This is a genomic window from Okibacterium sp. AC114, assembly GCF_979253355.1.
This window is the reverse complement of record NZ_CEEDBR010000001.1, coordinates 3,013,471-3,036,273: the sequence shown is the minus strand read 5'-3', so window position 1 is coordinate 3,036,273 and position 22,803 is coordinate 3,013,471. Positions and strand designations below refer to the sequence as shown.

The following is a 22,803-nucleotide window of genomic DNA, read 5'->3' as shown; positions in this document are numbered from 1 at the left end:
TTGAGGGGTGAAGCATGAAATTCGTATCGAATGACATGATGCTACGCGTCCACTCTGTGGTTCTCGATGTACGGTCGAGAACAAAGCAACACAACATAACTGAACAGCTACACCCGTTCAGAACCCCACAACACCCGTGTTGTGGAAGGTCACGGGTGAAGTCTTCGGAACATGAACTGATCGTATGATCCCTAATGTTTCGGCGGCCATAGCGAGAGGGAAACGCCCGGTCACATTCCGAACCCGGAAGCTAAGACTCTCAGCGCCGATGGTACTGCAGGGGGGACCCTGTGGGAGAGTAGGACACCGCCGGACTTAACATTGAAAATGGCCACCCAACACGTTTGGGTGGCCATTTTCGCTTTAACACCACCAGATGAGGTCGCCGAAAGGCGGCCTTTCCGTCGTTAATGAGCTCGAGCTTCCAGCCGCCCCCAGCGCCACCAGCGATTTTGATTACGGTTATCAATAAGGTAGCGTTTTCGGTATGAAGAAGACTGCTCTGGGCGCCATCGTAGCCACTCCACTGGTCGCCGCACTCATCCTGTCGGGATGTTCGTCGACGGGTGGAAGCACGGCTGACTCAGGCAAGGTGCAGATCGTGGCATCCACCAATGTTTATGGCGATATCGCCAAGCAGGTGGGTGGGGACGACGTCGAGGTGACGAGCCTCATCACGAGCGCCGCCCAAGACCCGCACAGCTACGAGGCGAGTGCGCAGGACCGCCTGGCGGTATCCCGCGCAGACGTGGTCATGGAGAACGGCGGCGGCTACGACCCATTCGTCGACACGCTTCTCGAGGCCGGATCGACCGAGGGTGTCGTGGTGATCAATGCATCCGAGCTGTCGGGACTGATGCCCGGGCACGAGGGTGAAGAGCACGACCACGAACATGAGGACTCGACATCCAGCCCGGCCGCCGAGGGGAAGAGCACCGAGGCCGCCGAGGATCACGAGGGGCATGACCACATCGAGGGCTTCAATGAGCACGTGTGGTACAGCTTCTCGGCGATGGATGAGGTGGCGCACGAACTTGCACACGAGCTCGGCGAGAAGGACGCGGCGAACGCCGAGACCTACGAGAAGAACTATGAGGCGTTCTCAGCGCAGCTGAAGGAGCTCGAAGCATCCGCCGCGGCTCTGAAGCCTCAGGCCGACGGCAAGGGTGCCGCGATCACCGAGCCGGTGCCGCTGTACCTGCTCGAGGAGATCGGGCTGCAGAACAAGACGCCCGACGCGTTCAGCGAGGCCATCGAAGAAGGCACCGACGTCTCGCCGTCCGTGTTGCAGGAGACGCTCGCGATCTTCAGCAATCACGAGGTGGCGCTGCTCGCTTACAATGAGCAGACGAGCGGGCCTGAAACGGCTGATGTCGAGAAGGCGGCGAAGGATGCCGGCATCCCGGTCGTGTCCTTCACCGAAACCATGCCAGAAGGTGACACCTACGTGAGCTGGATGACCGCAAACATCGACGCTGTCTCGGACGTGCTCCAGTAGTGAGCCATCCGCACGAAGACCTGGGCGCCACCGCCGAAACGGCCGGTGGCGCTTCGGCGCGCCCCGCATCGTCTGGCGGCATGGGCGAAGGCACTGCGCGATCGGGGGCAGGCGACGCGAACCTGGGCAGGAAGTCGGGGGCCGCGACATCCGCTCTGCAATTGAGTGGGGCGAAGCTCGGTTTCGGCGGGCGGACGCTGTGGGACGGGTTGGATCTCGACGTGCGGCCCGGGGAGTTTCTCGCCGTGCTGGGGCCCAACGGTTCCGGTAAGACGAGCTTGCTGAAGACCATTTTGGGTCAGCAACAGCTGGACGCGGGGAGCGTGCGGGTCGGTGGGCACCATGCGCGCCGTGGGGACCGGCGGATCGGGTACATCCCGCAGCAGAAGTTGATTCCCGCGGGAACGCCCATGCGCGGTCGGGACCTGATTGCGCTCGGCGTGAATGGACATCGATTCGGCATTCCGTTCACGGGTAGGCGGGAGCGCGACGAGGTCGACCGGTTGCTGGCCGACGTAGGCGCCACAGCATACGGCAATGACCCCGTCGGAGTGCTGTCGGGCGGTGAGCAGCAGAGGCTGCGTGTCGGCCAAGCGCTGGCGGGCGACCCATTGCTGCTGCTCTGCGACGAACCCCTGCTCAGCCTGGATCTGCAGCACCAGCGTGGCGTGAGCGAACTCATCGATCGACGCCGGAGGGAGCACGACACCGCCGTCGTGTTCGTCACGCACGACGTGAACCCTGTGCTGGGCATGGTCGACCGAATCCTGTACTTGGCCGGTGGGCAATTCCGGGAGGGGACGCCGGACGAGGTGCTGCGCGCGGACGTCTTGTCGGAGCTGTACGGCACCCCGGTGGATGTGCTGCGTACGGGCGGACGCGTGGTCGTGGTCGGAATCCCCGAGAGCGAGCCTCAGCATCACCACGATTCGGACGTCAGCGGCGGACTCGGTGGCGTGCCACCGCGGCTGCCCGATGTGCAGAGCGGCGGCGGACGATGAGCGGGGCAGTGAGCGTACTCGGCGTGGTCGCCGCCGTGGGCGGTGCCCTGAAGATGGATGATTCACTGTGGGGGCGCCTCTTCAACTTCGAGAACTACGGCGAGCTACTCGGCCTGGTGCAGAACTCGATCATCGCGGGTGCGGTGCTCGGCATCGTCGGCGGGTTGATCGGCGTGTTCGTGATGCAGCGCGACATGGCGTTCGCGGTGCACGGGATCAGCGAGCTGTCGTTCGCCGGAGCATCCGCTGCCCTGCTCTTCGGGGCGAACGTGGTGGCGGGTTCACTCGTTGGGTCGCTTGTCGCCGCCATCTTGATCGGGCTGCTGGGGTCGAAGGCGCGCGATCGCAACTCGATCATCGGCGTGCTCATGCCCTTCGGGTTGGGACTCGGCATCCTGTTCCTGGCGCTGTACCCGGGGCGCAGCGCCAACAAATTCGGGCTGCTGACGGGGCAGATCATCTCGGTCGACGACCCCCAGCTCGGCATCCTCATCGCCATCAGCATCGTCGTCATGGTGGCTCTGCTGCTCATGTGGCGACCGCTCACGTTCGACAGCCTCGACGCGGATGTCGCGGCGGCCCGAGGCGTGCCCACCCGCGCGGTTTCGCTCGTCTTCATGGTGTTGCTCGGCCTCACGGTCGCGGTGTCCGTGCAGATCATCGGTGCACTCCTGGTGCTGGCGCTGCTCGTGACGCCAGCCGCCGCGGCGCTGCGCGTGTCCGCATCGCCCGTCCTCGTTCCGCTTCTCTCCATGATCTTCGGGTTTGTGTCAGCGGTCGGCGGTATCCTGTTGGCGATCGGTGGTTCGCTGCCGATCAGCCCCTACATCACGACGATTTCGTTCGCGATCTACGTTGTCTGCCGGGTCATCGGTTTGAGGACGAGCGCGCGGGCCGGCCGGATGCATCGGCAGAACGTCGGCGCCTGAGCTGGAATGCCGGCGAGGTGCCTGCATCCGGATCGGATCGAGTGCGGCGATAAGCGTTCCATCCCGGGGCGGAGCTAAGGAGACATGATGGTTGCGAAAAGGAACACCTGGCAGCGCGAGGCCGTTCGCGGCGCGCTCGACCAGAACGAGGGTTTCATCAGCGCCCAGAGCCTGCACTCCTCGCTCCGCGACACCGGATCACCCATCGGCCTGGCCACGGTGTACCGCGCCCTGGCCGACCTGCAGGCCGAAGGCGAGGCCGATTCGCTGCAGTCGCCCGAGGGGGAGAGCCTCTACCGCGCGTGCGAGTCGACCGCTCACCACCACCACTTGATCTGCCGCAACTGCGGGAAGACGGTCGAGATCGAGGCGACGGAGGTGGAGCAGTGGGCGCACCGGGTCGCCGGCGAGCACGGGTTTACCGAGGCGCAGCACATCGTCGACATCTTCGGACTCTGCGAGGTCTGCTCGCAGAAGGCGGCCGCGGCCCACCCCTCCGCCCGCTAGTCCGGCGACGAGAGTTGCGGCATCCGGGTGTCTGCGTCTAAGCTTGATGTTTGGCTGGGTGGATTCCGCCGCCTAGACCGCACATATACCCCTTTTCTTTCAGATCAGGGATGAACTGTGCCGACAAGAGATCTTGGGCAGAGCACTCGCTCTGCGGTAATTGGAGGAAACCATGGCAGCAAACTGCCAGGTGACCGGCGCCACTCCCGGCTTCGGGCACAACATTTCGCACTCGCACCGACGCACCAAGCGTCGTTTCGACCCGAACATTCAGAAGAAGACGTACTACGTGCCGTCCCTGCGTCGCAACGTGACTCTCACGTTGAGCGCTAAGGGCATCAAGGTCATCGACGCACGCGGCATCGAGTCCGTCGTCAAGGACCTCCTGGCCCGTGGGGAGAAGATCTAATGGCAAAGCACCAGGACGTACGTCCGATCATCAAGCTCCGTTCGACGGCTGGCACCGGTTACACCTACGTGACCCGCAAGAACCGTCGCAATGACCCCGACCGTCTCGTGCTCAAGAAGTACGACCCCGTAGTGCGCAAGCACGTTGAATTCCGTGAGGAGCGCTAAACATGGCTAAGAAGAGCAAAATCGCCAAGAACGAGCAGCGCAAGGTTATCGTCGAGCGTTACGCCGCCAAGCGCCTCGAGCTGAAGAAGGCGCTCGTCGACCCGAACGGCACCGACGAGTCCCGCGAGGCCGCACGCCTCGGCCTGCAGAAGCTTCCCCGCGACGCTTCGCCCATCCGTCTGCGCAACCGCGACGCGGTCGACGGTCGTCCCCGTGGACACCTCTCGCGCTTCGGCATCTCGCGCGTTCGTTTCCGCGACATGGCGCACAAGGGCGAGCTACCCGGCATCACCAAGTCCAGCTGGTAATCAGCAGGCATTCACGTTCCGAAAGGGCGATCGACATCACGTCGGTCGCCCTTTCGGCGTTCCGGCGCCTCCACGTTTGCTGGGACACGCCGACGGAAAACGCCTTTTAGGCCCAATGAACCGCGAAAACGCGGGGAATCCTGGTACATTCGAGGCGGTCGATGAGACCGGTAAGGATGTGACCCAGGTCGCATCGATTCGTCTACAACAAACTCGCTGTGCAACACAGCACGTCCGAGGAGGACAACTCAATGGCTGATAAGACGCTTAACAAGACCGAACTGGTTGCCAAGGTCGCATCCGAGTCCGGCCAGAGCCAGGCCGCCGTCAGTGGCGTCCTCGACTCCCTTTTCTCCGTTCTCGCCGACTCGGTGAAGAACGACGTCAAGGTCACCATCCCGGGCTGGCTCGCCGTCGAGCGCACCTCGCGCGCTGCCCGCACGGGCCGCAACCCGCAGACCGGCGCTGAGATCGCCATCCCGGCCGGCCACTCGGTCAAGGTTTCGGCTGGTTCGAAGCTCAAGGCTGCCGTCAAGTAGTCTCACCTGCACTGTTCGGAAGGGGCGTCGCGAGAGCGGCGCCCCTTCTGGCGTTAACGCACGGTTTGCGTGCAGGCCGCGCGGTTTGTGTGCCGGCCGCGCCGTTTGTGTGCCGGCCGCGCGGTTGAGCTGCGGGCAGGGAACGCTCGGGTGAAGAGCGTAGGCTTATCTGGTGCCACGCCTACCCCGTATCGCCGCGCCCGCGGCCCTTCTGGTGGTCGCATTCCTCGCGCTCATCGCCGCACTCGCCTATGGCGGGGGTGCGACGGCGCAGTTGCTCGCCGACCCGGGCGCTCTCGTGCGCTGGGGGCTGCCGGCATCCAAGATGCTCGTCAACATCGGCGCGGCCGTGATGATCGGATCGGTGGCGCTGGCACTCTTCGCGCTCAGCCCGAAACGCGACGAATACGGGCATGCGCTCGACATCGCCGCTGCAGGCGCCGGCTTCTTCACCGTGGCATCCGGTCTGACGGGTTTCTTCACCTTCCTGAGCGTCACGAACACGGCGCTGTCGTTCGACGACTCCTTCGGCGCCAAGCTCGGGCTGTTCTTCACGCAGGTCGAGGTGGGCCAGGCCTGGCTCGCCACCACGCTCATCGGCGCGACGGTCACGGTGCTGTGCTTCGCCATCCGTGGGCAGACGCTCATGTTCTTCGTGGGGCTGCTGGCCGTTGCCTCGCTCATCCCCATGGCCCAGCAGGGGCACGCGGCCGGCACCTCCGGCCACAACGCGGCCATCACGGCGCTGGGGCTGCACCTGCTGTTCGCGGCCGTGTGGCTGGGCGGCCTGATCACCCTGGTCTTCATTCGCAAAGACCTCGAGCAGGGGCGACTCATCGCGGTGCTGCGACGCTACTCCACCCTGGCGCTCGTCTGCTTCATCGTCGTAGCGGTCTCGGGCTACGTGAGCGCCGAACTGCGCATCGGCAGCCTCGACCGGTTGCTCACCCCGTACGGCGTGCTGGTGCTGGTCAAGGTCGCGGCGCTGATCGTGCTGGGCATGTTCGGCGCGCTGCACCGCAACTGGGTGATCGACCGCATGGCCGCCGCGAGCACGTCGGTGACAGCATCCATCACCGCTCGTTTCTGGTGGCTGGCAACGGCCGAGCTGGCCTTCATGGGTGTGGCATCGGGTGTTGCCGCCGCATTGGCCCGCACGGCGACGCCCGTAGGCGAAGAGGTTCCGCCCGAGCAGACGCCCGCGCAGCTGCTCACCGACGAGCCGCTGCCGGCGCCCCTCACCTTCGTGCGTCTCTTCACGACGTGGGACTTCGACCTCATCTGGGTGCTCGTGTGCGCCTTCGGCATCTTCTTCTACCTCGCCGGCGTGCGACGCCTGCGCAAGCGTGGGGATGCCTGGCCCGTCTACCGTTCGGTGCTGTGGGTGCTCGGCATGCTCGTGCTGTTCTACCTGACCAACGGTGGCATCAACGCCTACCAGGACTACCTGTTCAGCATTCACATGCTCGGTCACATGGGCCTCACGATGGCCGTGCCCGTGCTGCTGGTGCCGGGAGCGCCCGTCACGCTGGCCATGCGGGCCATTCAGAAGCGGTCGGATGGCTCACGCGGCGCCCGTGAGTGGATCCTGTTGGCCGTGCACTCCAAGTTCGCCGGTGTGATCGCGAACCCGCTGGTGGCGGCCGTGCTGTTCGCGGGCTCGCTGTGGGTGTTCTACTACACGCCTCTGCTGCGCTGGGCCATGACCGACCACTTCGGACACGAGTGGATGATCATCCACTTCCTCATCGTGGGCTTCCTCTTCGTGCAGTCGCTGATCGGCATCGACCCGGTGCCGTACCGCTTGCCCTATGCGTTCCGGCTGTTGTTGCTGCTGGCGACCATGGCGTTCCACGCGTTCTTCGGGCTCGCGATCATGTCCAGCACAGGGCTGTTCCTCGCGGACTGGTTCGGGGCCATGGGGCGCACATGGGGTGACACGCCGCTGATCGATCAGCAGACCGGTGGTGGCATCGCCTGGAGCGTCGGCGAGATCCCGACCGTGGCGCTGGCGATCGTCGTCGCCATCCAGTGGGCGAAGAGCGATACGAAGGAACAGAAGCGCGTCGACCGCAACGCCGACCGCACCGACGACGCCGAGCTCAAGGAGTACAACGAGCGGCTCGAGAAGATGGCGGCGCGCGACTCCCGTTAGCGAGGGCTAGTTGCGGCGGGAGCTGGGGGCCGGTTCGGTGACGACCGTGACCTTCTGATCGCCCGTGACGAAGACCGAGCCGACCATGTCGAAGTCGACGTCGTCGTCGAGCTGCTTGACCGAGCCGTCGAAGAGTGACTGGACGGTGACCTCGATCTGCGCGGTGCCGGGCGTCGACGGGATGCTCCAGGCATCCTCACCGGCCTCGATCTCGATCTCGGGGTATTCGGTCATGGACCAGGCCGCTTCGCCCTGCACGCGGTCGTCGATCGTGGTGCCGAAGGGGCAACCGGTGGGCAGGAGGACCGTCTGTTCGGCGCAGGCGTCGAGTTGGTCGTCGACGGCCTTCTGCACGGCGTCGACGAACGCGTCGGTGGGGGCCGTGGTGACCGTGGCTTCGTCGACGGCGGCCGGCTTCTCGACGAGGAGCTTGTCGGGGGAGGCCGTCAACAGGTCGGACTCGTGGTCGAAGGTATAGCGGCCGGGGGTGAAGACCTGCAGGTTGACCACGTTGTCGAAGGCCGGCTGTTCGCCCTTCGGGGCTACCTGACGCGTGTCGACGTCGAAGCCGTTGGCGCGGAACGACGTCGAATGCTCAACCGTGAGGTTGACGACCGAGAGCGGGCTCGTGTGAAAACGCCAGGCGGGGATGAGGGGGAACCGGGTTCCGGCCGATTCGACGTCGAAGGTCGACTCGCCGAACACGCCGCCCGCGTTGTAGGAGTAGCGCACCTCGTGGCGGCCGTTGCCGCGATCGGTGTCGGAGACGAGCTCGATGTCCGTGAGGGTGCCGAGGGCGGCGCGGCGGAGGAGCGCATCGGAGGCGTCGGCGGGCAGCTCGTCGGCGGCCAGCTGTTTGGCCGAGACCGCGACCCCGGGCACCGCGAGGGCGGCTGCGGCATCCCGCGCGGTGAGGTGGCCGAGGTAGGTGCGCACGAAACCGGCTGCCGAGTAGAAGTCGCGGTTGAGGGCGCCGATCGTGGCGCCCACGGCTGCGAGGAGGAGGGCGGCGACGACGATGAGGGCGATGACCGTGCGGCGGCGGGAAGCGGGGGTGCGCGGCGCGGGGGCGGGGGCGGAGCCGTAGGGCGGCTGCGGGGGGCCCGCGGGGGGCATGGACGGGCGGGGCGGAATGGGCGCGCCGGCGGCGTACGGGCCCGCTGGCGCACCCGGCGCCGGCGTCGGCGCGGCGGAGGCGGGGTCAGTCGGGCGGTCGTTGCTCACCCGGCTATCATAAAGGAGCCCGATCGCCGCACTACGAAGGCAGCCGTGAAGAACAAGATCACCCTCTCCGCCGAACAGCAGGCGGTGTTCGAGCGGATCGAGGGCACGCGTGAGAATCTGTTCATCACGGGCCGCGCCGGCACGGGCAAATCGACGCTCCTCAACCACCTGTCGTGGAACACCGAGAAGCAGATCGTCATTTGCGCGCCGACCGGGGTGGCGGCCCTCAACGTGGGTGGCCAGACCATCCATTCTCTGTTTCGGCTGCCCATCGGTTTGATCGCCGACCACGATCTCGACCAGCCCGACAACGTGCGCAAACTGCTGAACAGCATCGACACGCTCGTGATCGACGAGGTCTCGATGGTCAACGCCGACCTGATGGATGGCATCGACCGCAGCCTGCGCCAGGCACGGCAGCGCCGCCTCGAACCCTTCGGCGGCGTGCAGGTGGTGCTGTTCGGCGATCCCTACCAGCTGGCACCCGTGCCCGGCCGCGGCGACGAGCTCGAGTACATCAACGACAACTACCGCTCGTTCTGGTTCTTCGACGCGAAGGTGTGGCAGGAGACCCCGCTCAACGTGATCGAGCTGGGGCAGATCCACCGGCAATCCGACGACCACTTCAAGTACATGCTGAACGCCGTGCGGCACGGGCAGGTGACGGCCGAGATCGCCGGCGTGCTCAACAGCACGGGCGCGCGCACGCCCCCCGACGACGGCACCATTACGTTGGCGAGCCGCAACGACGCCGTCAACCGCATCAACCACGCCTCGCTCGCCAAGCTGCCGGGCCGCGCGCTGACCGCCAAAGCCGAGGTGTCGGGCGACTTCGGCAAGGGCGCCTACCCGGCCGATGAGGCGCTCGAGCTGAAGGTCGGGGCCCAGGTCATGTTCCTGCGCAACGACGCGGGCGGCGGGGGCGACGGGCAGCGCTGGGTGAACGGCACCATCGGGCAGGTCACCAAGATCGACGCCAACGTCTGGGTGGATGTCGAGGGCCACGAGTTCGAGGTCGAACCCGTCGTCTGGGAAAAGTACCGCTACACGTACTCGGCCGCGACGAAGCAGCTGCGCAAAGAGATCGTTGCGGAGTTCACGCAGTTCCCGTTGCGCCTGGCGTGGGCTGTGACCATCCACAAATCACAGGGCAAGACGTATGACAGTGCGATCGTCGACCTCGGGGCGCGCGCCTTCAGTCCCGGCCAGACCTATGTGGCGCTGAGCCGGTTGACCGCGCTCGAGGGGCTTTACCTCACGCGGCCGCTGCGGCCCTCCGACGTGATCGTCGACAAGGACGTCGAGCGGTTCATGCGGGGCATCGAGCGCTAAGAGCGCGCACTCGGCGCCGTCTGGAGGTGGCCTTCGAGGAAAGCGCGCCTGGCAAGGCCGACACGCGCCACGGCCGTGAGCACGCGTCCTCTACGGGGAGAGGACGCGGGGAGCGCAGCTAGGCGACGACGGCTTCGGTGGACGTGCCCTCACGGACGGCCTTCTGCTCGGCCAGGTCGATGAAGAGCTCGGTGTTGAAGCGGTAGGCGAGCATGACCTCGTCGATGACACGGTCGCGCTCGGCGTCGTCCCACGGCACGGCGTCGAGCTGCGCGCGGTAGACGTCTTTGAACTCGCGGGGCTTGGCGATATCGCCGAAGAGGTAGAAGCCGACGCCGTTGGTGTCGAAACCGAACTGGCGCTGCATGAGCGTGCGGATGATCTGGCCGCCCGACAGATCGCCGAGGTAGCGCGTGTAGTGGTGCGCGACGAAACCGCCGGCCCAGGTGGCACCCACCTCGTTGATGCGAGCGACGTAGGCGCGGGTCGTGACGAGGGGTTCGATGCGCTCGAGCCAGTCGTCGCCGATGAGGAAGCGCAGATCTTCTTCGATGGCGGGCAGACGCGTGAGCTTCGAGGAGATGAAGGGGGCGGCAACCGGGTCGTTCTTCATCTGCTCGGCCGAACGCTCGATGGCCTCATAGATGAAGTAATGCTGTGCCACCAGGGAGACGTAGTCGTCGCGTGTGCCCTTGCCGCTCATGAGATCGCCCATGAAGTCGGCGCCCTCGCTGGAGGAGTGACCCGTGCGGGTGCGCTCGCGGAGGGCGGCGGAGAAGGGGATTACGGGTGTCATGGCGGCTCCCAGAGACAAAGCGAAGTTAGGTAAGGCTTAGTTTAGTGGGAGGGGAAGTGTCGTTGTCCAGTGGTCGGGCGAAAACGAAGCGGGCGCCATCCTGACCCGAAGTCTGGATGACGCCCGCTGCGCCGGACACCGCGCGGCCGAAACCGCGGATGCCTCAGTGGTTGCTATGACCCCCATCGGTCACGTCGAATCCGTGCGAGCCGTGAGGCACGGCGTACTGGCCGGCATTCGTGGCGGCCAGTGCCGGCGTGACCATGCCCGAGACGAGCAAAGCGCCGAACACCAGGCCGAGAACGTAGCGGCCCGCCTGGGGCTGACCCGCCGCCGCATCCGCCCACGTCGACGACGACACGGATGCCGCAGCATCCGACTCGCGATCGAAACGTCGGCGGGCCACGGCGAGCGACCCCGACACATACAGATTCAACAGGGACCCGACTGCCATCGGGAGGAGGGGAACGGTGGAAGCCAGGGATGAACTGCCCGCCACGATCGAAACCGTGAGAAGCAGCGCCCAGAGCGCGACCGGGATCAGTGAGGCCACCATGACGGTGCGCGGCAACACAGTGTGCGCACGAGCCATGATCGACAGGCCCCACACGATCTCGGCCACACCGAAACCGATGAGGAAGATCGCCAGGGGGAGAGGGGAGCCCGCGCCGATGGCGAGGTGCACGAGACCAGCCCCCAAGCTGGCCAATGCCATCCAGATTCGCGTCGTGTGAGACACGGTGACTCCTCTCTCCGTTATTCCTGGCCGAATCGTGATGCTGTGTGCCGGTTAGACGGCAACCGAACGGGGCGTGGCCTTGTCGGCGGCGAGACCGACACCGAGCAGCACGATGGCGCTGGCGAGGTGCAGGAAGTGGTCGGCCGTGTTCAGGGCGAGGATGTTAAGGCTGGTGCCGACGAGGAAGAACCCGACGATACCGAGCAGCAGGTAGACGGCACCGATGGTGACGTTGACCGACTTGGCGGCGGCCGTGTTGGACAGACCGGCGATCAACAGGGCGGCACCGATGAGCAGGTGGGCGATGTTGTGCAGCGGGTTGACCTCGAAGATGCCGAGCAGCAGGCCACCCTCGGTGGCGATGAAGCCGACGCCACCGGCGACGACGAAGCCGAGCAGGCCGACGAGCAGGTAGACGGCACCGAAGATGGTCGCCACGAGGCGGTTAGGTGATGTGCGCATTTGAGTTCCTCCAAATAACTGAGTGCAACGGTTGTTTGCACATGCTATTCATTCGGAGGACTCACAGAATAGGTTTGGTGCCAATTCATGGGGGGCCTGGCGTGTACGCGGGGGCGTGTGGTAGGCGCGCTAAAAAAGCCCGATCAAGGGATGATTCGGTTGGAATCGCTTGGTGCAGTGCTCAGTCGTGCGGGCGGGGCGTGACGCCGAGCTTCTCGCACGCACGGTCGTAGAGGACGACGATCTCTCGACGAATTTCCGAGCGTTCCGTGATAGCGCCCGACCAGGGCACCCGGACGTCGGCCGTGGCCGTTCCTGACCGCACCTGCCAGAGACCGCCGTCGCCGTCGAGACCCGTCATCGTGGCGCCATCCGCTGCCTCTGTCGCAAAAGCACGTGCGATGAGCAGGTTGTCTTCGGGGTGGTCCTCGTTCATGTGCTTCAGGACGGCATCGACGATCGCGGGCTCGAAGGAGAAGGTCATGGGTGCGATGTTAGCCCGTGGCGGGATGTCGGGGGAGGGTGGCGGTTGTGGGGCGGCGGTGGCGCGGCATCCATTCATAAGGTGTGGACATGACGATCGAGCCTGATACCAAGAACTGGACCTGGGTGCTGGAGCGGCGGTGCGACGAGTGCGGTTTCGACTCGTCGGCCACCCCCTATGACGCGGTGCCCGGCCTCGTGCGCGAGAACGCGCAGGCGTGGCCCGCCCTGCTGCAGCGCGCCGATGTGGCCGAGCGGCCGGATGACGCGACGTGGTCGGCCCTCGAGTATGCGGCGCATGTGCGCGACGTGTTCCGCCGGTTCGACACGCGGTTGGCGCTCATGCTCGAAGAGGACGCGCCCGAGTTCGAGGACTGGGATCAGGACCGCACGGCCGTGGAAGAGAACTACGCCGCGCAGAACCCGGCTGTGGTGGCGCGGGAACTCGTCGCCGCGGCCGAGCGCGTGGCGGCCGACTTCGAGCGTGTGCCCGCCGAGCTGCGCGACCGCACGGGGCTGCGGAGTGACGGCTCGCGCTTCACGGTGGAGACGCTGGCGCGGTACTTCGTGCACGACCCGGTGCACCACCTGTGGGATGTGACGCGCTGAAAAAAGAGAGCGGATGACGGGAATCGAACCCGCGCTATCAGCTTGGGAAGCTGAAGTTCTACCATTGAACTACATCCGCGAAGAGTCGGGCCGGGGCCCGGGGCGGCGCTCGCCGCAAGGGTGAGCGCTTCCGACATCCTAGCAAGTGTGTCAGCGGGGGCGGCTCGGCCGTCGATAAACTGTGCGCGTGCTGCTATCCGACAGGGACATCAAGACTCAACTGGCCTCCGGGCGCATCGGGCTCGCGCCCTCTGACGACGCGATGGTTCAGCCATCCAGCGTCGATGTGCGCCTCGACCGCTACTTCCGCCTCTTCGACAACCACAAGTACCCGTTCATCGACCCGGCCGAAGACCAGCCAGAGCTGACGCGTCTGATCGAGACGAAACCCGACGAGCCCTTCATCTTGCACCCCGGCGAGTTCGTGCTGGGCGCGACCTATGAACAGGTGACGCTGCCGGATGATGTGGCCGCCCGCCTCGAAGGCAAGAGCTCGCTCGGTCGGCTCGGCTTGCTCACGCACTCGACCGCCGGCTTCATCGACCCCGGTTTCTCGGGCCACGTCACGCTCGAGCTGAGCAACGTGGCGACGCTGCCCATCAAACTGTGGCCGGGCATGAAGATCGGGCAGCTGTGCTTTTTCCAGCTGTCGTCGCCGACCGAGAAACCGTATGGTTCGGCCGAGTACAGCTCGCGCTATCAGGGGCAGCGCGGGCCCACGGCATCCCGCTCGTCGTTCAACTTCCACCGCACCGATGTCAGCGTGACCGACGCGGGAGCGACCGGGGCCTAGACCGCGTGCAGGGCCGCCATGACGCCCGGCAGCTGCAGCGTGAGCCACGGGCTGAACGCGAAGGGCGTGGCCTCGACGGCCGACAGCAGCGTGTGCGGCTCGGCCCAGAAGTATTCGGCGACCTCGTCGGCGCTCGGCTGCAGCGCGCTCGCATCGACGATGGCGCGGTAGACGGGGCAGATCTCGTTCTCGACGACACCCGAGGCGTCGACCGCGCGATAGCGGAAATCGGGCAGCACGGCCTCGAGAGAAAGCAGCGCGCCGGCGGGGATGCCGAGCTCCTGTTCGGCGCGTCGGTGCACCGCCTCGGTGAGGTCCTCGCCCGGGCCGGGGTGGCCGCAGAACGAGTTCGTCCACACACCCGGCCAGGTGAGCTTCGAGAGCGCCCGTCGGGTGACCAGGATGCGGCCGGCCTCGTCGAACACGTGGCACGAGAAGGCCAGGTGCAGGCGGGTATCGAGATCGTGCACGGTGGCCTTGTCGGCGACGCCGATCGGGGCGCCGTCCTCTGCGAGGAGCACCACTTGTTCGACGGACGAAGTCATACCCCTATTCTGCGCCACGGCAAGGGGTGCTCCAAATGGTCAGCCAGCGTACTAATTTCTCAGAACGATGAAGTAGCCTCAAAAGCATGGACCACCCCGATCTGGTCGAGAGCTCCTCTCGCGGACTGCAGCACGCGGAAGAGGCACTGGAACGCTACTTCGTGCTCGCGAAACGCCGCGCAGAACAGTGGGGCGACGGCTACCTCAAACTGTGGAACGTCATCGAGCAGAACACCTCGGGCGGCAAGCGTTTTCGGCCCCGTATGGTGATGACCGCCTATGTGTCGCTGGGCGGGGACGACCTGCCCGCCGCGGGACAGCTCGCGGCCGCCTACGAGATGCTGCACACGGCCCTCATCGTGCACGACGACGTGATCGACCGGGACTTCGTGCGCCGCGGCATCCCCAATGTTTCTGGCAGCTATCGCGACCAGGCGACGACCGCCGGGTTTGCCACCCCCGCCGCCGAACACCGCGGCATGTCGGTGGCCGTCATCGCGGGCGACCTCGCCCTGTCGGGCGCCTATGGCCTCGTCGATCGCACCGGCGCGGATGACGTGACCCGCCTGCGTCTGCGCGAACTGCTCGACGGCGCGGTGTCGGCCTCGGCCGCGGGCGAGCTGGCCGACGTGGACTTCTCGCTGCGCCCCGAAGCCCCGACCGTCGACGAGGTCGTCGACATGGAACGGTTGAAGACGGCCGTGTACTCGTTCGAGGCGCCCCTGCAATCCGGAGCCGTTCTCGCCGGCGCCGACGACGCGACCGTCACGGCTCTCGGCGAATTCGGCCGGCTCATCGGCATCGCCTACCAGATCGTCGACGATGTGCTCGGGGTGTTCGGCGACGAGCGTTCGACCGGCAAATCGACCATCGGCGACCTGCGCGAGGGCAAGCGCACCGTCCTGGTGTCCTACGCCTCGACGTGCGAAGAATGGATGCGCGTGCGCGAACTGTTCGGATCGCCCGCCCTCGAGGAGGACGGCGCCGAGAAGATCCGCGCGGTGCTCGAGGAGTGCGGCGCGCGGGCATACACCGAAGCCCTGGCGCGCGACTATGCGAACCGGGCCTGGGAGGCCCTGACGTCCCCGTCGATCCCCGACGCGACGCGCGACGAGCTGCGACCCATCGTGGCGAACGTGCTGGAGCGTGCGCGATGACGCCGCCGAAAGCCCCACGCTCGGGCCAGCCGCTGACGGGCCGCCGCCTCTATGACGAGGTCGCCGTGCAGACCGCCGCCGTGGTGATCAAGCACTACTCGACGTCGTTCGGGCTGGCCACGCGGTTGCTCGGCACGAGCGTGCGCGTGCACGTGCAGAACATCTATGCGCTGGTGCGTCTGGCCGACGAGATCGTGGATGGCGTGGCATCCGATGCCGGCCTCGACGGTGCCGCGGTGTTGGCCGAACTCGACGCGCTCGAGGCCGAGACCGACCGGGCCGTCGAACGCGGGTACAGCACCAACCTGGTCGTGCACGCCTTCGCGCTCACCGCCCGCCGCGTGGGCATCACGCGCGAGCTGACGGAACCGTTCTTCGCGTCGATGCGCGCCGACTGCTCCGAAACCGAGCACACGCCCGAGAGCTTCGACGCCTACGTCTACGGCTCGGCCGAGGTGGTGGGGCTCATGTGCCTCAAGACCTTCCTGCATGGCCACCGCATCTCGCCCGAGCAGGAACGACGGCTCGTGGATGGTGCGCAACACCTCGGAGCCGCCTTCCAGAAGGTCAACTTCCTGCGCGACCTGTCGGCCGACTTCGATGTGCTCGGCCGCAACTACTTCCCCGGCGTGCACCTCGACGCCTTCAGCGACGCCGACAAGAACCGGCTCGTGGCCGACATCGATACCGATCTGGCCATCTCGGCGGCCGTGCTGCCCGAGCTGCCCGACTCGAGTCGCCGCGCCGTGGTGCTCGCGCAATCGCTCTTCGCCGAACTGAACGAACGCATTCGTGCGACCCCCGCCGCCACCCTCGCCAGCACGCGCGTGCGTGTGCCCAACCCCGTCAAGGCGGCGCTCGCCGCGCGCGCCGCGGCCGGAAGGATGCCCCGATGATCGAGATCACCGAGAACGAACGGGTCGTCGTCATCGGAGGCGGCATCACGGGACTCGCCACGGCCGCGCTGCTCGCGCGCGACGGCAAACGCGTCACCCTGCTGGAACGCGGCGACACCGTGGGCGGCCGCGCCGGCCTGCGTGAACGCGACGGTTTTCGCTTCGACGCCGGCCCCAGCTGGTACCTCATGCCCGAGGTGTTCGACCACTTCTACAAGCTGCTAGGCACGACGAGCGCCGAACAGCTCGAGCTGACGCCGCTCGACCCCGGGTATCGCGTGTTCTTCGAAGGGCGGGGGAGCGACACCCTCGACATCCGCTCGGATCGGGAGAAGAGCTTGGCCCTCTTCGACGAGATCGAGCCGGGGGCCGGCACGCGCATGGCCGAATACCTCGACTCGGCGGCCGACACCTACGAGATGGCGAAGAAGCGCTTCCTCTATACGACGTTCCAGTCGTTCCTGCCGCTCCTGCGACCCGATGTTCTCTCGCGCACACCCAAGCTGTTGCGGCTGCTGGCCGAACCGCTGTCGACGTTCACCAAGCGCTATGTCGAAGACCCGCGCCTGAACCAGGTGCTCGGCTACCCCGCCGTCTTCCTCGGTTCGTCGCCGTATTCCACACCCAGCATGTATCACCTCATGAGCCACCTCGACCTCGAAGATGGCGTGCTCTACCCGCAGGGCGGCTTCGTGCGGCTCATCGAGACGATCGCCGAGCTGGCCCGCGACGAGGGTGTCGAGATCGTCACGAACGCGGATGTCACAGCCATCCTCACCGCGGGCGGTCAGAGCCCGGCCGCAACCGGTGTGGCCTATGTGGATGCCGACGGCGAGGCGCGCACGCTCAACGCCGAGATCGTCGTGTCGGCTGCCGATCTGCACCACACCGAGACGCAACTGCTGCCGCCGCACCTGCAGACCTACCCCGAGAAGTACTGGAACAAGAAGACTTCCGGCCCCGGCGCTGTGCTGCTCTATCTGGGCGTGCGCGGCGAACTGCCCGAGCTGCTGCACCACTCGCTCTTCTTCACCGAGGACTGGGCCGACAACTTCGGACGCATCTTCGGCGAGCCGACCTCGGTTCCCGACCCCGCGTCGATCTACGTGTGCCGGCCGAGTGCGACCGACGACACCGTGGCGCCCGAGGGGCACGAGAACCTCTTCGTGCTCATCCCGATCCCGGCCGACCCGAGCATCGGCGGCGCCGGAGATGACCGGGTGCGCCAGATCGGCGACGCCGCCATCCGTCAGATCGCCGAGTGGGCCGGCATCCCCGACCTCGAGGAGCGCATCGTCGTGCGCGAAGAGGTGGGGCCGGCCGATTTCGAGCGGGACCTGAACTCGTGGAAGGGCGGCGTGCTCGGGCCCGCACACATCCTGTCGCAGAGCGCCTTCTTCCGGGCCGGCAACGTGAGCAAGAAAGTGACCGGGCTGTACTACGCCGGCGGGTCGTCGATCCCCGGCATCGGGTTGCCCATGTGCCTGATCAGCGCCGAGCTGGTGCTGAAGCGCGTGCACGGCGACACCTCGACGGGTCCGTTGCCCGAGCCGTTGATTCGACGCCGACAGCGCTGAACCGAATGGGGCTCATCTACCTGGCGGCGCTCGCCGTCTCGCTCACGGGCATGGTCACGCTCGACCGGCGGTTTCACCTCTTCTTCTGGCGCGGGCCCGTGCGTGCGGCCGTGATCCTCGTGGTGGGCGTCGCGTTCTTCCTGGTGTGGGATGTCTTCGGCATCACGTTGGGCATCTTCTTCCGCGGGGAGACGAGCTTTATGACGGGCATTCTGGTGGGGCCGGAGTTGCCGCTCGAGGAAGTGTTCTTCCTGTGCCTGCTGTGTTACTTCGCGATGAACCTGTTCGCCGGGGTGGGGCTGGCGTTGGCGGCCGCGGCGGATCGACGTCGAGCCGCGGGTGCCTCGGGTGCTTCGGGTGCTTCGGGGGCCGACGGAACGGCGCGGCCGGGGGGAACGCGATGACGTATTGGTTGCTCAACCTCTGGTTCTTGGTGCCGGCGGCGATGGTGTTCGTGGCAGCCGTCCTGGTGGCGTCGCGGCGCGGCGGCGCCGGGCGTTTCGTGGGCGCCGTGGCCGGGGCTCTCCTCATCCTGCTGGCCTTCACCGCCGTGTTCGACAACGTGATGATCGGCATCGGGCTTGTGGCCTATGACCCGGCCCGCATCAGCGGCGCATTCCTGGGCGCGGCGCCGCTCGAGGACTTCGCCTACGCGATCGCGGCCGGGCTGCTGCTACCGTCGCTGTGGGTGCTGCTCGGGAGGCGCAATGAAAACCGTTAGAACGCTGCTGCTGTCGTCGCGCCCGATCAGCTGGGTGAACACGGCTTTTCCGTTCGCCGCGGCCTATCTGCTGACGACCGGGCGCCTCGACGTCACCTTCTGGGTGGGCACGATCTATTTCCTGGTCCCCTACAACCTCGCGATGTATGGCATCAACGACGTCTTCGACTACGAGTCGGATATGCGCAACCCGCGGAAGGGCGGCGTCGAGGGCGCCGTGCTCGACCGGCGGCTGCACCGCGTGACGCTCGTGGCCGCCGTGGGATCGAACATACCGTTCCTGGTATATCTCGTGATCGTGGGTTCGCCGCTGTCGTGGCTGGTGCTCGCGGTGAGCGTTTTCGCGGTCGTCGCCTACAGCGCGCCGGGGCTGCGGTTCAAGGAGCGCCCGTTCATCGACTCGCTCACGTCGAGCACGCACTTCGTCAGCCCCGCCGTCTATGCGCTGGCCCTCGCGGGTGCGGATCTCGGCGACCCCCAGCTGTTGTCGCTGCTCGCCGGCTTCTTCCTGTGGGGCATCGCGAGCCACGCATTCGGAGCGGTGCAAGACATCCTGGCGGACCGCGAGGCCGGCATCGGCTCGGTCGCGACCGTCATCGGGGCGCGGCCCACCGTGCGCATGGCGGTGCTCTTCTACCTTGCGGCCGGCCTGCTCATGCTGCCGACCATGTGGCCCGGGCCGCTCGCCGCGCTGCTCGTGCTGCCGTATGCGGCCAACGCCGCGGTTTTCTGGAACGTGACGGATGCCACGGCCGAAACGGCGAACCGCGGATGGCGGCGCTTCCTCACGCTGAACTACCTCACGGGCTTCCTCGTAACCATGCTCATGATCTGGTACTGGTTCCTCATCACCCCTTACGACTTCGCGTTCGTCGGTGGCAAGGGCTGACCTGACCGCAGAGCCCCATCGCTAGGATTGCGGGATGGCCAAGGCACCCACCGTCTATGACGTTGCCGCGCACGCCGGGGTGTCGATCGCCACGGTGTCGCGCGTGCTCACGCGGCCCGACGACGTGCGCGCCGCGACGCGCGAGAAGGTGCTCGCCTCGGTGCGCGAGCTGGGTTACGTGCCGTCCGGGGCGGCCCGCGGACTGGCCGCCCGGCGCACGGGTGTGCTGGGCCTGTACTTCCCGGGCTTCGACGCCATGGATGAGATCGACGACGCCGTGTTCACGGGCGTCGACGATGCCCCGCACGCGACGGGTGCCGAGCTCGTGGACGACATCGGCGGAGCGGCCGAAGTGCGCCCCCTGAACCTCTACTTCGACGAGGTGCTGCGCGGCGCCGAGCTCGAGGCCTGGCGCCGTGGTTTCGTGCTCATGGTCGGCATCGGCCGGGGCGACAACGCCGAGCAGACTGTGCGCGATATGGCGGGTCGCGTCGACGGCCTCGTGATGCTGGCCCAGAGTGTGCCCGATGACGTGCTGGCGCGGTTGTCCCGCCGCGTGCCCGTCGTGGTGGTGGCCGGGCCGCGGCGCGACGACTCCTACGACCACGTGTCGGTGGCCAACACCGAGGGTATGCGCGCGCTCACCGAGCATGTCGCCGCGGGCCTCGAACCCGATGAACTGCTCTACCTCTCGGGGCCGGCCGACTCGCCCGATGACGCCGAGCGGTGGGAGGGGTTCTGCCAGGCCCTCGAGGCCCGGGGCGTCGACGCCTCGACCGTGCCAATCCTGCGCGGCGACTTCACGCGCGAGGCGGGCCGCTCGGCCGCGGCCGAACTGGTGGCGGGCGAGCGGATGCCGCGCGCCATCGTGTGCGCGAACGACCAGACCGCTCTGGGGCTCATGGAGGCGTTGCAGGCCCGCGGCATCCGCGTGCCCGAAGACGTCCTGGTCACGGGTTTCGACGGTATCGAGGCCGGTGCGCTCGCGACCCCGCGACTCACCACGATCCGTCAGCCCATGGACGACCTGGGGCGCGCGGCCATCCAGGTGATGGCCCGCCGGCTCGACGATCGCGAGCAGGCACCGCTCTCGATCCGGTTGCCCGTGAAGGTGCTGCTGCGCGAGTCGTCCGAACGCCGCTAGCGATGCGGCGGGCCCGCGGGTCGTGCAGGCCGCCTCGACATCCGCTCTCGGTATCTGCTCTTGCGTTTCATGAATGTATGCGCTTACACTCAGTTTTGTGGACGCGCCCCCGAGCGTCCGCCGGCAAAAGATCGTCGAGCCCCACAACAGCGCAGCCCCCACGGACTGCCTCGTGACAGAGAAGACATGAGGACGAAACGGTGTCAATGACGCACACACCCCGGCGCGAATCCCGCGCCGACCATCCAGTCCGGTCCGGCCCCCGCCGACCCCGCCGACGCGCGCGTGCCGCGGCCGTCGCACTGCTCACGGCCGTCGCGCTCGTCGCATCCGGCTGCAGCATTCAGATCGAGAGCCAGCCCGACCCGTCGATCCCCGACGACACCATGCTCATCGGCGCCGACAACGGCTCGCCCATGTTCGAGAAGAACTTCAACCCCTACCTCGCGAACAAACGCATCGGCGCGTTCTACATCTATGAGCCGCTGACGGTCATCAACAACCTCGACGGCAAGGGAACGCCGTGGCTCGCGGCATCCACCGAGCAGCCCGACGCATCGACCATCGTGTTCACGCTGCGCGAAGGCGTGAAATGGTCGGACGGCAAGGCCTTCACGGCCAAGGACGTCGACTTCACGTTCCAGCTGCTGAAGAAATACCCGACGCTCGACATGCTGGGCGCCTGGCAGTACATCGACACGGTCGAGACATCCGGCAAAACCGTGACGATCCACCTGAGCCAGCCCGATGTGCCCGCGGCCAACCTCATCGCCCAGACCCGCATCGTGCCCGAGCACATCTGGAAAGACGTGAAAGACCCGGGCACGTTCCGCAACCTGGAGCCCGTCGGCACGGGTCCGTACACGCTCGGCAACTTCGCGCCGCAGCAGTACACGCTCGACAAGAACAAGCGCTACTGGCAGGCCGACAAGGTCGCCGCCGAGCACCTCGTGCTGCCCGCCAGCAACACGCAGCTCGACACGGTCTCGAAAGGGTATGACTGGGCCTACCAGTACATCTCCGACGTCGAGGGCACCTGGGGGGCCGCCAATAAAGACAACAAGTACTGGTTCCCGCCGGGCGGCACCATCGCCATGCTGCCGAACCTGACAAAGGCTCCGTTCAACGACGTCAACTTCCGCCAGGGCCTCTCCCACGCCATCGACCGCGACAAGATCGCCGACGCGGCCACCGAGGGGTACATGCAGGGCGCCGGCCAGAACAACCTGCTGCTGCCCAACCAGAAGGACTACCTGAGCCCCGACCTGCCGAACGACGGCAAGGTCACGCAGGACACCGCCTTGGCGCTCGAATACTTCGCGAAGGCCGGCTACACCCCGCGCGACGGCAAACTCGTCGACGCCGCGGGCAAACCGCTCGAGTTCTCGCTCATGACGGCAAACGGCTACACCGACTGGCTGCGCGCCGTGCAGCAGATCCAGAAGCAGCTCGGCGACATCGGCATCACCGTGAAGGTCGTGCAGCCTCAGCCCGCCGCCTACCAGCTCGCCATGCGCAACGGCGAATACGACATGACCATCGGCGCGATCGGCGGAACCGGTGACGTCTACCGCGACTTCAACGGCCTGCTGTCGAGCGAGTTCGTCGTGCCGGCGGGCGAGGAGGCGACGAACAACTTCGAACGCTTCTCCGACCCGGCCGTCGACGACATCCTCGCCAAGTTCCGCGTGGCCATCGACGAGAAAGACCAGCTCGACTACGGCTACCAGCTGCAGAAGGTCATGTACGACCAGGTGCCCGCCATCGGCGTGTACTACGGCGGCTCATGGGGCCTCTACAACACGACCAAATTCACCGGATGGCCGACCGCCGAGAACCCCTACGCGTCGCTCATGACCTACGAATCCACCCCGCTCCTCATCTTCACGTCGCTGAAGAAAACCCAGAAAGACGGTGAGTGAT

General features: G+C 66.5%; 26 protein-coding genes, 1 tRNA gene and 1 rRNA gene. 21 read left to right on the top strand and 7 right to left on the bottom strand.

Annotation, left to right across the window (positions count from 1 at the left end):
• Nucleotides 1-198: 198 nt before the first annotated feature.
• From rrf to ACZ6IE_RS14050, 10 genes are all read left to right on the top strand, one after another.
• Nucleotides 199-315: ribosomal RNA gene (gene rrf / locus ACZ6IE_RS14095) — 5S ribosomal RNA — on the top strand.
• Nucleotides 316-487: 172 nt separating this feature from the next.
• The gene (locus tag ACZ6IE_RS14090) at nt 488-1,498 is read left to right on the top strand and encodes a metal ABC transporter solute-binding protein, Zn/Mn family (RefSeq protein ID WP_464608479.1); all 1,011 of its coding nucleotides are present in this window, start codon (nt 488-490) and stop codon (nt 1,496-1,498) included.
• On the top strand, nt 1,498-2,499 hold the full coding sequence (locus ACZ6IE_RS14085) for a metal ABC transporter ATP-binding protein (RefSeq protein ID WP_464608478.1): 1,002 nt from the start codon (nt 1,498-1,500) through the stop codon (nt 2,497-2,499). Before ACZ6IE_RS14090 ends, ACZ6IE_RS14085 begins: the two co-directional genes overlap by 1 nt.
• Before the next feature lie 53 nt (nt 2,500-2,552).
• Nucleotides 2,553-3,428: a metal ABC transporter permease gene (locus ACZ6IE_RS14080; protein ID WP_464608644.1), complete on the top strand. Its 876-nt coding sequence runs from the start codon at nt 2,553-2,555 to the stop codon at nt 3,426-3,428.
• 87 nt (nt 3,429-3,515) lie between these two features.
• On the top strand, nt 3,516-3,935 hold the full coding sequence (locus tag ACZ6IE_RS14075) for a Fur family transcriptional regulator (protein WP_464608643.1): 420 nt from the start codon (nt 3,516-3,518) through the stop codon (nt 3,933-3,935).
• 172 nt (nt 3,936-4,107) lie between these two features.
• Nucleotides 4,108-4,344: a 50S ribosomal protein L28 gene (gene rpmB / locus ACZ6IE_RS14070; protein WP_077054656.1), complete on the top strand. Its 237-nt coding sequence runs from the start codon at nt 4,108-4,110 to the stop codon at nt 4,342-4,344.
• Nucleotides 4,344-4,511, top strand: coding sequence for a 50S ribosomal protein L33 (gene rpmG, locus ACZ6IE_RS14065; protein WP_077054657.1), 168 nt, complete (start codon nt 4,344-4,346; stop codon nt 4,509-4,511). Before rpmB ends, rpmG begins: the two co-directional genes overlap by 1 nt.
• Before the next feature lie 2 nt (nt 4,512-4,513).
• On the top strand, nt 4,514-4,819 hold the full coding sequence (gene rpsN / locus ACZ6IE_RS14060) for a 30S ribosomal protein S14 (protein WP_077054658.1): 306 nt from the start codon (nt 4,514-4,516) through the stop codon (nt 4,817-4,819).
• Nucleotides 4,820-5,070: 251 nt separating this feature from the next.
• The gene (locus tag ACZ6IE_RS14055) at nt 5,071-5,358 is read left to right on the top strand and encodes an HU family DNA-binding protein (RefSeq protein WP_077054659.1); all 288 of its coding nucleotides are present in this window, start codon (nt 5,071-5,073) and stop codon (nt 5,356-5,358) included.
• 172 nt (nt 5,359-5,530) lie between these two features.
• Nucleotides 5,531-7,513 (top strand): bifunctional copper resistance protein CopD/cytochrome c oxidase assembly protein, encoded by a 1,983-nt coding sequence (locus ACZ6IE_RS14050; RefSeq protein WP_464608477.1) that lies wholly within the window; start codon nt 5,531-5,533, stop codon nt 7,511-7,513.
• 6 nt (nt 7,514-7,519) lie between these two features.
• Here ACZ6IE_RS14050 and ACZ6IE_RS14045 read toward each other — a convergent pair whose 3' ends face one another.
• Nucleotides 7,520-8,737: a hypothetical protein gene (locus tag ACZ6IE_RS14045; RefSeq protein ID WP_464608476.1), complete on the bottom strand. Its 1,218-nt coding sequence runs from the start codon at nt 8,735-8,737 to the stop codon at nt 7,520-7,522.
• Between the two features lie 45 nt (nt 8,738-8,782).
• On the opposite strand from ACZ6IE_RS14045, the gene ACZ6IE_RS14040 reads away from it, so the two are divergent.
• Nucleotides 8,783-10,069, top strand: a complete 1,287-nt coding sequence (locus ACZ6IE_RS14040; RefSeq protein ID WP_077054660.1) for an ATP-dependent DNA helicase — start codon at nt 8,783-8,785, stop codon at nt 10,067-10,069.
• A 118-nt stretch (nt 10,070-10,187) separates the two neighbouring features.
• On the opposite strand, the gene ACZ6IE_RS14035 is transcribed toward ACZ6IE_RS14040, so the two are convergent.
• The 4 genes from ACZ6IE_RS14035 to ACZ6IE_RS14020 form a co-directional block, all read right to left on the bottom strand.
• Nucleotides 10,188-10,865, bottom strand: coding sequence for a biliverdin-producing heme oxygenase (locus ACZ6IE_RS14035; RefSeq protein WP_464608475.1), 678 nt, complete (start codon nt 10,863-10,865; stop codon nt 10,188-10,190).
• A gap of 163 nt (nt 10,866-11,028) precedes the next feature.
• Complete coding sequence (locus ACZ6IE_RS14030; protein ID WP_464608474.1) at nt 11,029-11,604, bottom strand: hypothetical protein; 576 nt, start codon at nt 11,602-11,604, stop codon at nt 11,029-11,031.
• Between the two features lie 51 nt (nt 11,605-11,655).
• Nucleotides 11,656-12,066, bottom strand: a complete 411-nt coding sequence (locus tag ACZ6IE_RS14025; RefSeq protein ID WP_464608473.1) for a DUF4383 domain-containing protein — start codon at nt 12,064-12,066, stop codon at nt 11,656-11,658.
• 181 nt (nt 12,067-12,247) lie between these two features.
• Complete coding sequence (locus tag ACZ6IE_RS14020; protein ID WP_464608472.1) at nt 12,248-12,550, bottom strand: DUF2470 domain-containing protein; 303 nt, start codon at nt 12,548-12,550, stop codon at nt 12,248-12,250.
• A gap of 89 nt (nt 12,551-12,639) precedes the next feature.
• Between ACZ6IE_RS14020 and ACZ6IE_RS14015 the strand changes: the two genes are divergently transcribed.
• On the top strand, nt 12,640-13,158 hold the full coding sequence (locus ACZ6IE_RS14015; RefSeq protein WP_464608471.1) for a DinB family protein: 519 nt from the start codon (nt 12,640-12,642) through the stop codon (nt 13,156-13,158).
• Nucleotides 13,159-13,166: 8 nt separating this feature from the next.
• On the opposite strand, the gene ACZ6IE_RS14010 is transcribed toward ACZ6IE_RS14015, so the two are convergent.
• Nucleotides 13,167-13,237 (bottom strand) — tRNA-Gly (locus ACZ6IE_RS14010).
• A gap of 108 nt (nt 13,238-13,345) precedes the next feature.
• Between ACZ6IE_RS14010 and dcd the strand changes: the two genes are divergently transcribed.
• Entirely contained in the window at nt 13,346-13,951 is a 606-nt protein-coding gene (gene dcd, locus ACZ6IE_RS14005) for a dCTP deaminase (protein WP_464608470.1), read from the top strand.
• On the opposite strand, the gene idi is transcribed toward dcd, so the two are convergent.
• Nucleotides 13,948-14,496 carry an isopentenyl-diphosphate Delta-isomerase gene (gene idi, locus ACZ6IE_RS14000; RefSeq protein WP_079728842.1) on the bottom strand — a complete coding sequence of 183 codons (549 nt, stop codon included), beginning with the start codon at nt 14,494-14,496 and terminating at the stop codon, nt 13,948-13,950. The two genes, dcd and idi, sit on opposite strands and share 4 nt — an antisense overlap.
• An 86-nt stretch (nt 14,497-14,582) precedes the next feature.
• Here idi and ACZ6IE_RS13995 point away from each other — a divergent pair, with 86 nt between their 5' ends.
• The 8 genes from ACZ6IE_RS13995 to ACZ6IE_RS13960 all read left to right on the top strand — a co-directional run bounded on the left by ACZ6IE_RS13995 (nt 14,583) and on the right by ACZ6IE_RS13960 (nt 22,802).
• Entirely contained in the window at nt 14,583-15,653 is a 1,071-nt protein-coding gene (locus tag ACZ6IE_RS13995) for a polyprenyl synthetase family protein (protein ID WP_464608469.1), read from the top strand.
• Complete coding sequence (locus ACZ6IE_RS13990) at nt 15,650-16,549, top strand: phytoene/squalene synthase family protein (protein ID WP_464608468.1); 900 nt, start codon at nt 15,650-15,652, stop codon at nt 16,547-16,549. The genes ACZ6IE_RS13995 and ACZ6IE_RS13990 overlap by 4 nt, the downstream gene beginning before the upstream one ends.
• Nucleotides 16,546-18,126: a phytoene desaturase family protein gene (gene crtI, locus ACZ6IE_RS13985; RefSeq protein ID WP_464608467.1), complete on the top strand. Its 1,581-nt coding sequence runs from the start codon at nt 16,546-16,548 to the stop codon at nt 18,124-18,126. The genes ACZ6IE_RS13990 and crtI overlap by 4 nt, the downstream gene beginning before the upstream one ends.
• A gap of 5 nt (nt 18,127-18,131) precedes the next feature.
• On the top strand, nt 18,132-18,530 hold the full coding sequence (locus ACZ6IE_RS13980) for a lycopene cyclase domain-containing protein (RefSeq protein ID WP_464608466.1): 399 nt from the start codon (nt 18,132-18,134) through the stop codon (nt 18,528-18,530).
• Entirely contained in the window at nt 18,527-18,847 is a 321-nt protein-coding gene (locus ACZ6IE_RS13975; protein WP_464608465.1) for a lycopene cyclase domain-containing protein, read from the top strand. Before ACZ6IE_RS13980 ends, ACZ6IE_RS13975 begins: the two co-directional genes overlap by 4 nt.
• Nucleotides 18,834-19,736: a prenyltransferase gene (locus ACZ6IE_RS13970; protein WP_464608464.1), complete on the top strand. Its 903-nt coding sequence runs from the start codon at nt 18,834-18,836 to the stop codon at nt 19,734-19,736. The genes ACZ6IE_RS13975 and ACZ6IE_RS13970 overlap by 14 nt, the downstream gene beginning before the upstream one ends.
• Before the next feature lie 34 nt (nt 19,737-19,770).
• Nucleotides 19,771-20,880 (top strand): LacI family DNA-binding transcriptional regulator, encoded by a 1,110-nt coding sequence (locus ACZ6IE_RS13965; RefSeq protein ID WP_464608463.1) that lies wholly within the window; start codon nt 19,771-19,773, stop codon nt 20,878-20,880.
• A gap of 206 nt (nt 20,881-21,086) precedes the next feature.
• Nucleotides 21,087-22,802 (top strand): ABC transporter substrate-binding protein, encoded by a 1,716-nt coding sequence (locus tag ACZ6IE_RS13960; protein WP_083709885.1) that lies wholly within the window; start codon nt 21,087-21,089, stop codon nt 22,800-22,802.
• Nucleotide 22,803 lies beyond the last annotated feature (1 nt).

Excerpts from the sequence above, each read along its gene's own strand:
- idi (WP_079728842.1), bottom strand. The coding sequence starts at position 14,496 with ATGACTTCGTCCGTCGAACAAGTGGTGCTCCTCGCAGAGGACGGCGCC.
- ACZ6IE_RS14055 (WP_077054659.1), top strand. The coding sequence starts at position 5,071 with ATGGCTGATAAGACGCTTAACAAGACCGAACTGGTTGCCAAGGTCGCA.
- rpsN (WP_077054658.1), top strand. The coding sequence starts at position 4,514 with ATGGCTAAGAAGAGCAAAATCGCCAAGAACGAGCAGCGCAAGGTTATC.
- ACZ6IE_RS14075 (WP_464608643.1), top strand. The coding sequence starts at position 3,516 with ATGGTTGCGAAAAGGAACACCTGGCAGCGCGAGGCCGTTCGCGGCGCG.
- ACZ6IE_RS14080 (WP_464608644.1), top strand. The coding sequence starts at position 2,553 with ATGGATGATTCACTGTGGGGGCGCCTCTTCAACTTCGAGAACTACGGC.
- ACZ6IE_RS13980 (WP_464608466.1), top strand. The coding sequence starts at position 18,132 with ATGGGGCTCATCTACCTGGCGGCGCTCGCCGTCTCGCTCACGGGCATG.
- ACZ6IE_RS14035 (WP_464608475.1), bottom strand. The coding sequence starts at position 10,865 with ATGACACCCGTAATCCCCTTCTCCGCCGCCCTCCGCGAGCGCACCCGC.
- ACZ6IE_RS14020 (WP_464608472.1), bottom strand. The coding sequence starts at position 12,550 with ATGACCTTCTCCTTCGAGCCCGCGATCGTCGATGCCGTCCTGAAGCAC.
- ACZ6IE_RS13975 (WP_464608465.1), top strand. The coding sequence starts at position 18,527 with ATGACGTATTGGTTGCTCAACCTCTGGTTCTTGGTGCCGGCGGCGATG.
- ACZ6IE_RS13990 (WP_464608468.1), top strand. The coding sequence starts at position 15,650 with ATGACGCCGCCGAAAGCCCCACGCTCGGGCCAGCCGCTGACGGGCCGC.
- ACZ6IE_RS13965 (WP_464608463.1), top strand. The coding sequence starts at position 19,771 with ATGGCCAAGGCACCCACCGTCTATGACGTTGCCGCGCACGCCGGGGTG.
- ACZ6IE_RS14090 (WP_464608479.1), top strand. The coding sequence starts at position 488 with ATGAAGAAGACTGCTCTGGGCGCCATCGTAGCCACTCCACTGGTCGCC.
- ACZ6IE_RS14025 (WP_464608473.1), bottom strand. The coding sequence starts at position 12,066 with ATGCGCACATCACCTAACCGCCTCGTGGCGACCATCTTCGGTGCCGTC.
- ACZ6IE_RS14015 (WP_464608471.1), top strand. The coding sequence starts at position 12,640 with ATGACGATCGAGCCTGATACCAAGAACTGGACCTGGGTGCTGGAGCGG.
- ACZ6IE_RS13995 (WP_464608469.1), top strand. The coding sequence starts at position 14,583 with ATGGACCACCCCGATCTGGTCGAGAGCTCCTCTCGCGGACTGCAGCAC.
- crtI (WP_464608467.1), top strand. The coding sequence starts at position 16,546 with ATGATCGAGATCACCGAGAACGAACGGGTCGTCGTCATCGGAGGCGGC.
- ACZ6IE_RS13970 (WP_464608464.1), top strand. The coding sequence starts at position 18,834 with ATGAAAACCGTTAGAACGCTGCTGCTGTCGTCGCGCCCGATCAGCTGG.
- rpmG (WP_077054657.1), top strand. The coding sequence starts at position 4,344 with ATGGCAAAGCACCAGGACGTACGTCCGATCATCAAGCTCCGTTCGACG.
- rpmB (WP_077054656.1), top strand. The coding sequence starts at position 4,108 with ATGGCAGCAAACTGCCAGGTGACCGGCGCCACTCCCGGCTTCGGGCAC.
- ACZ6IE_RS13960 (WP_083709885.1), top strand. The coding sequence starts at position 21,087 with ATGACGCACACACCCCGGCGCGAATCCCGCGCCGACCATCCAGTCCGG.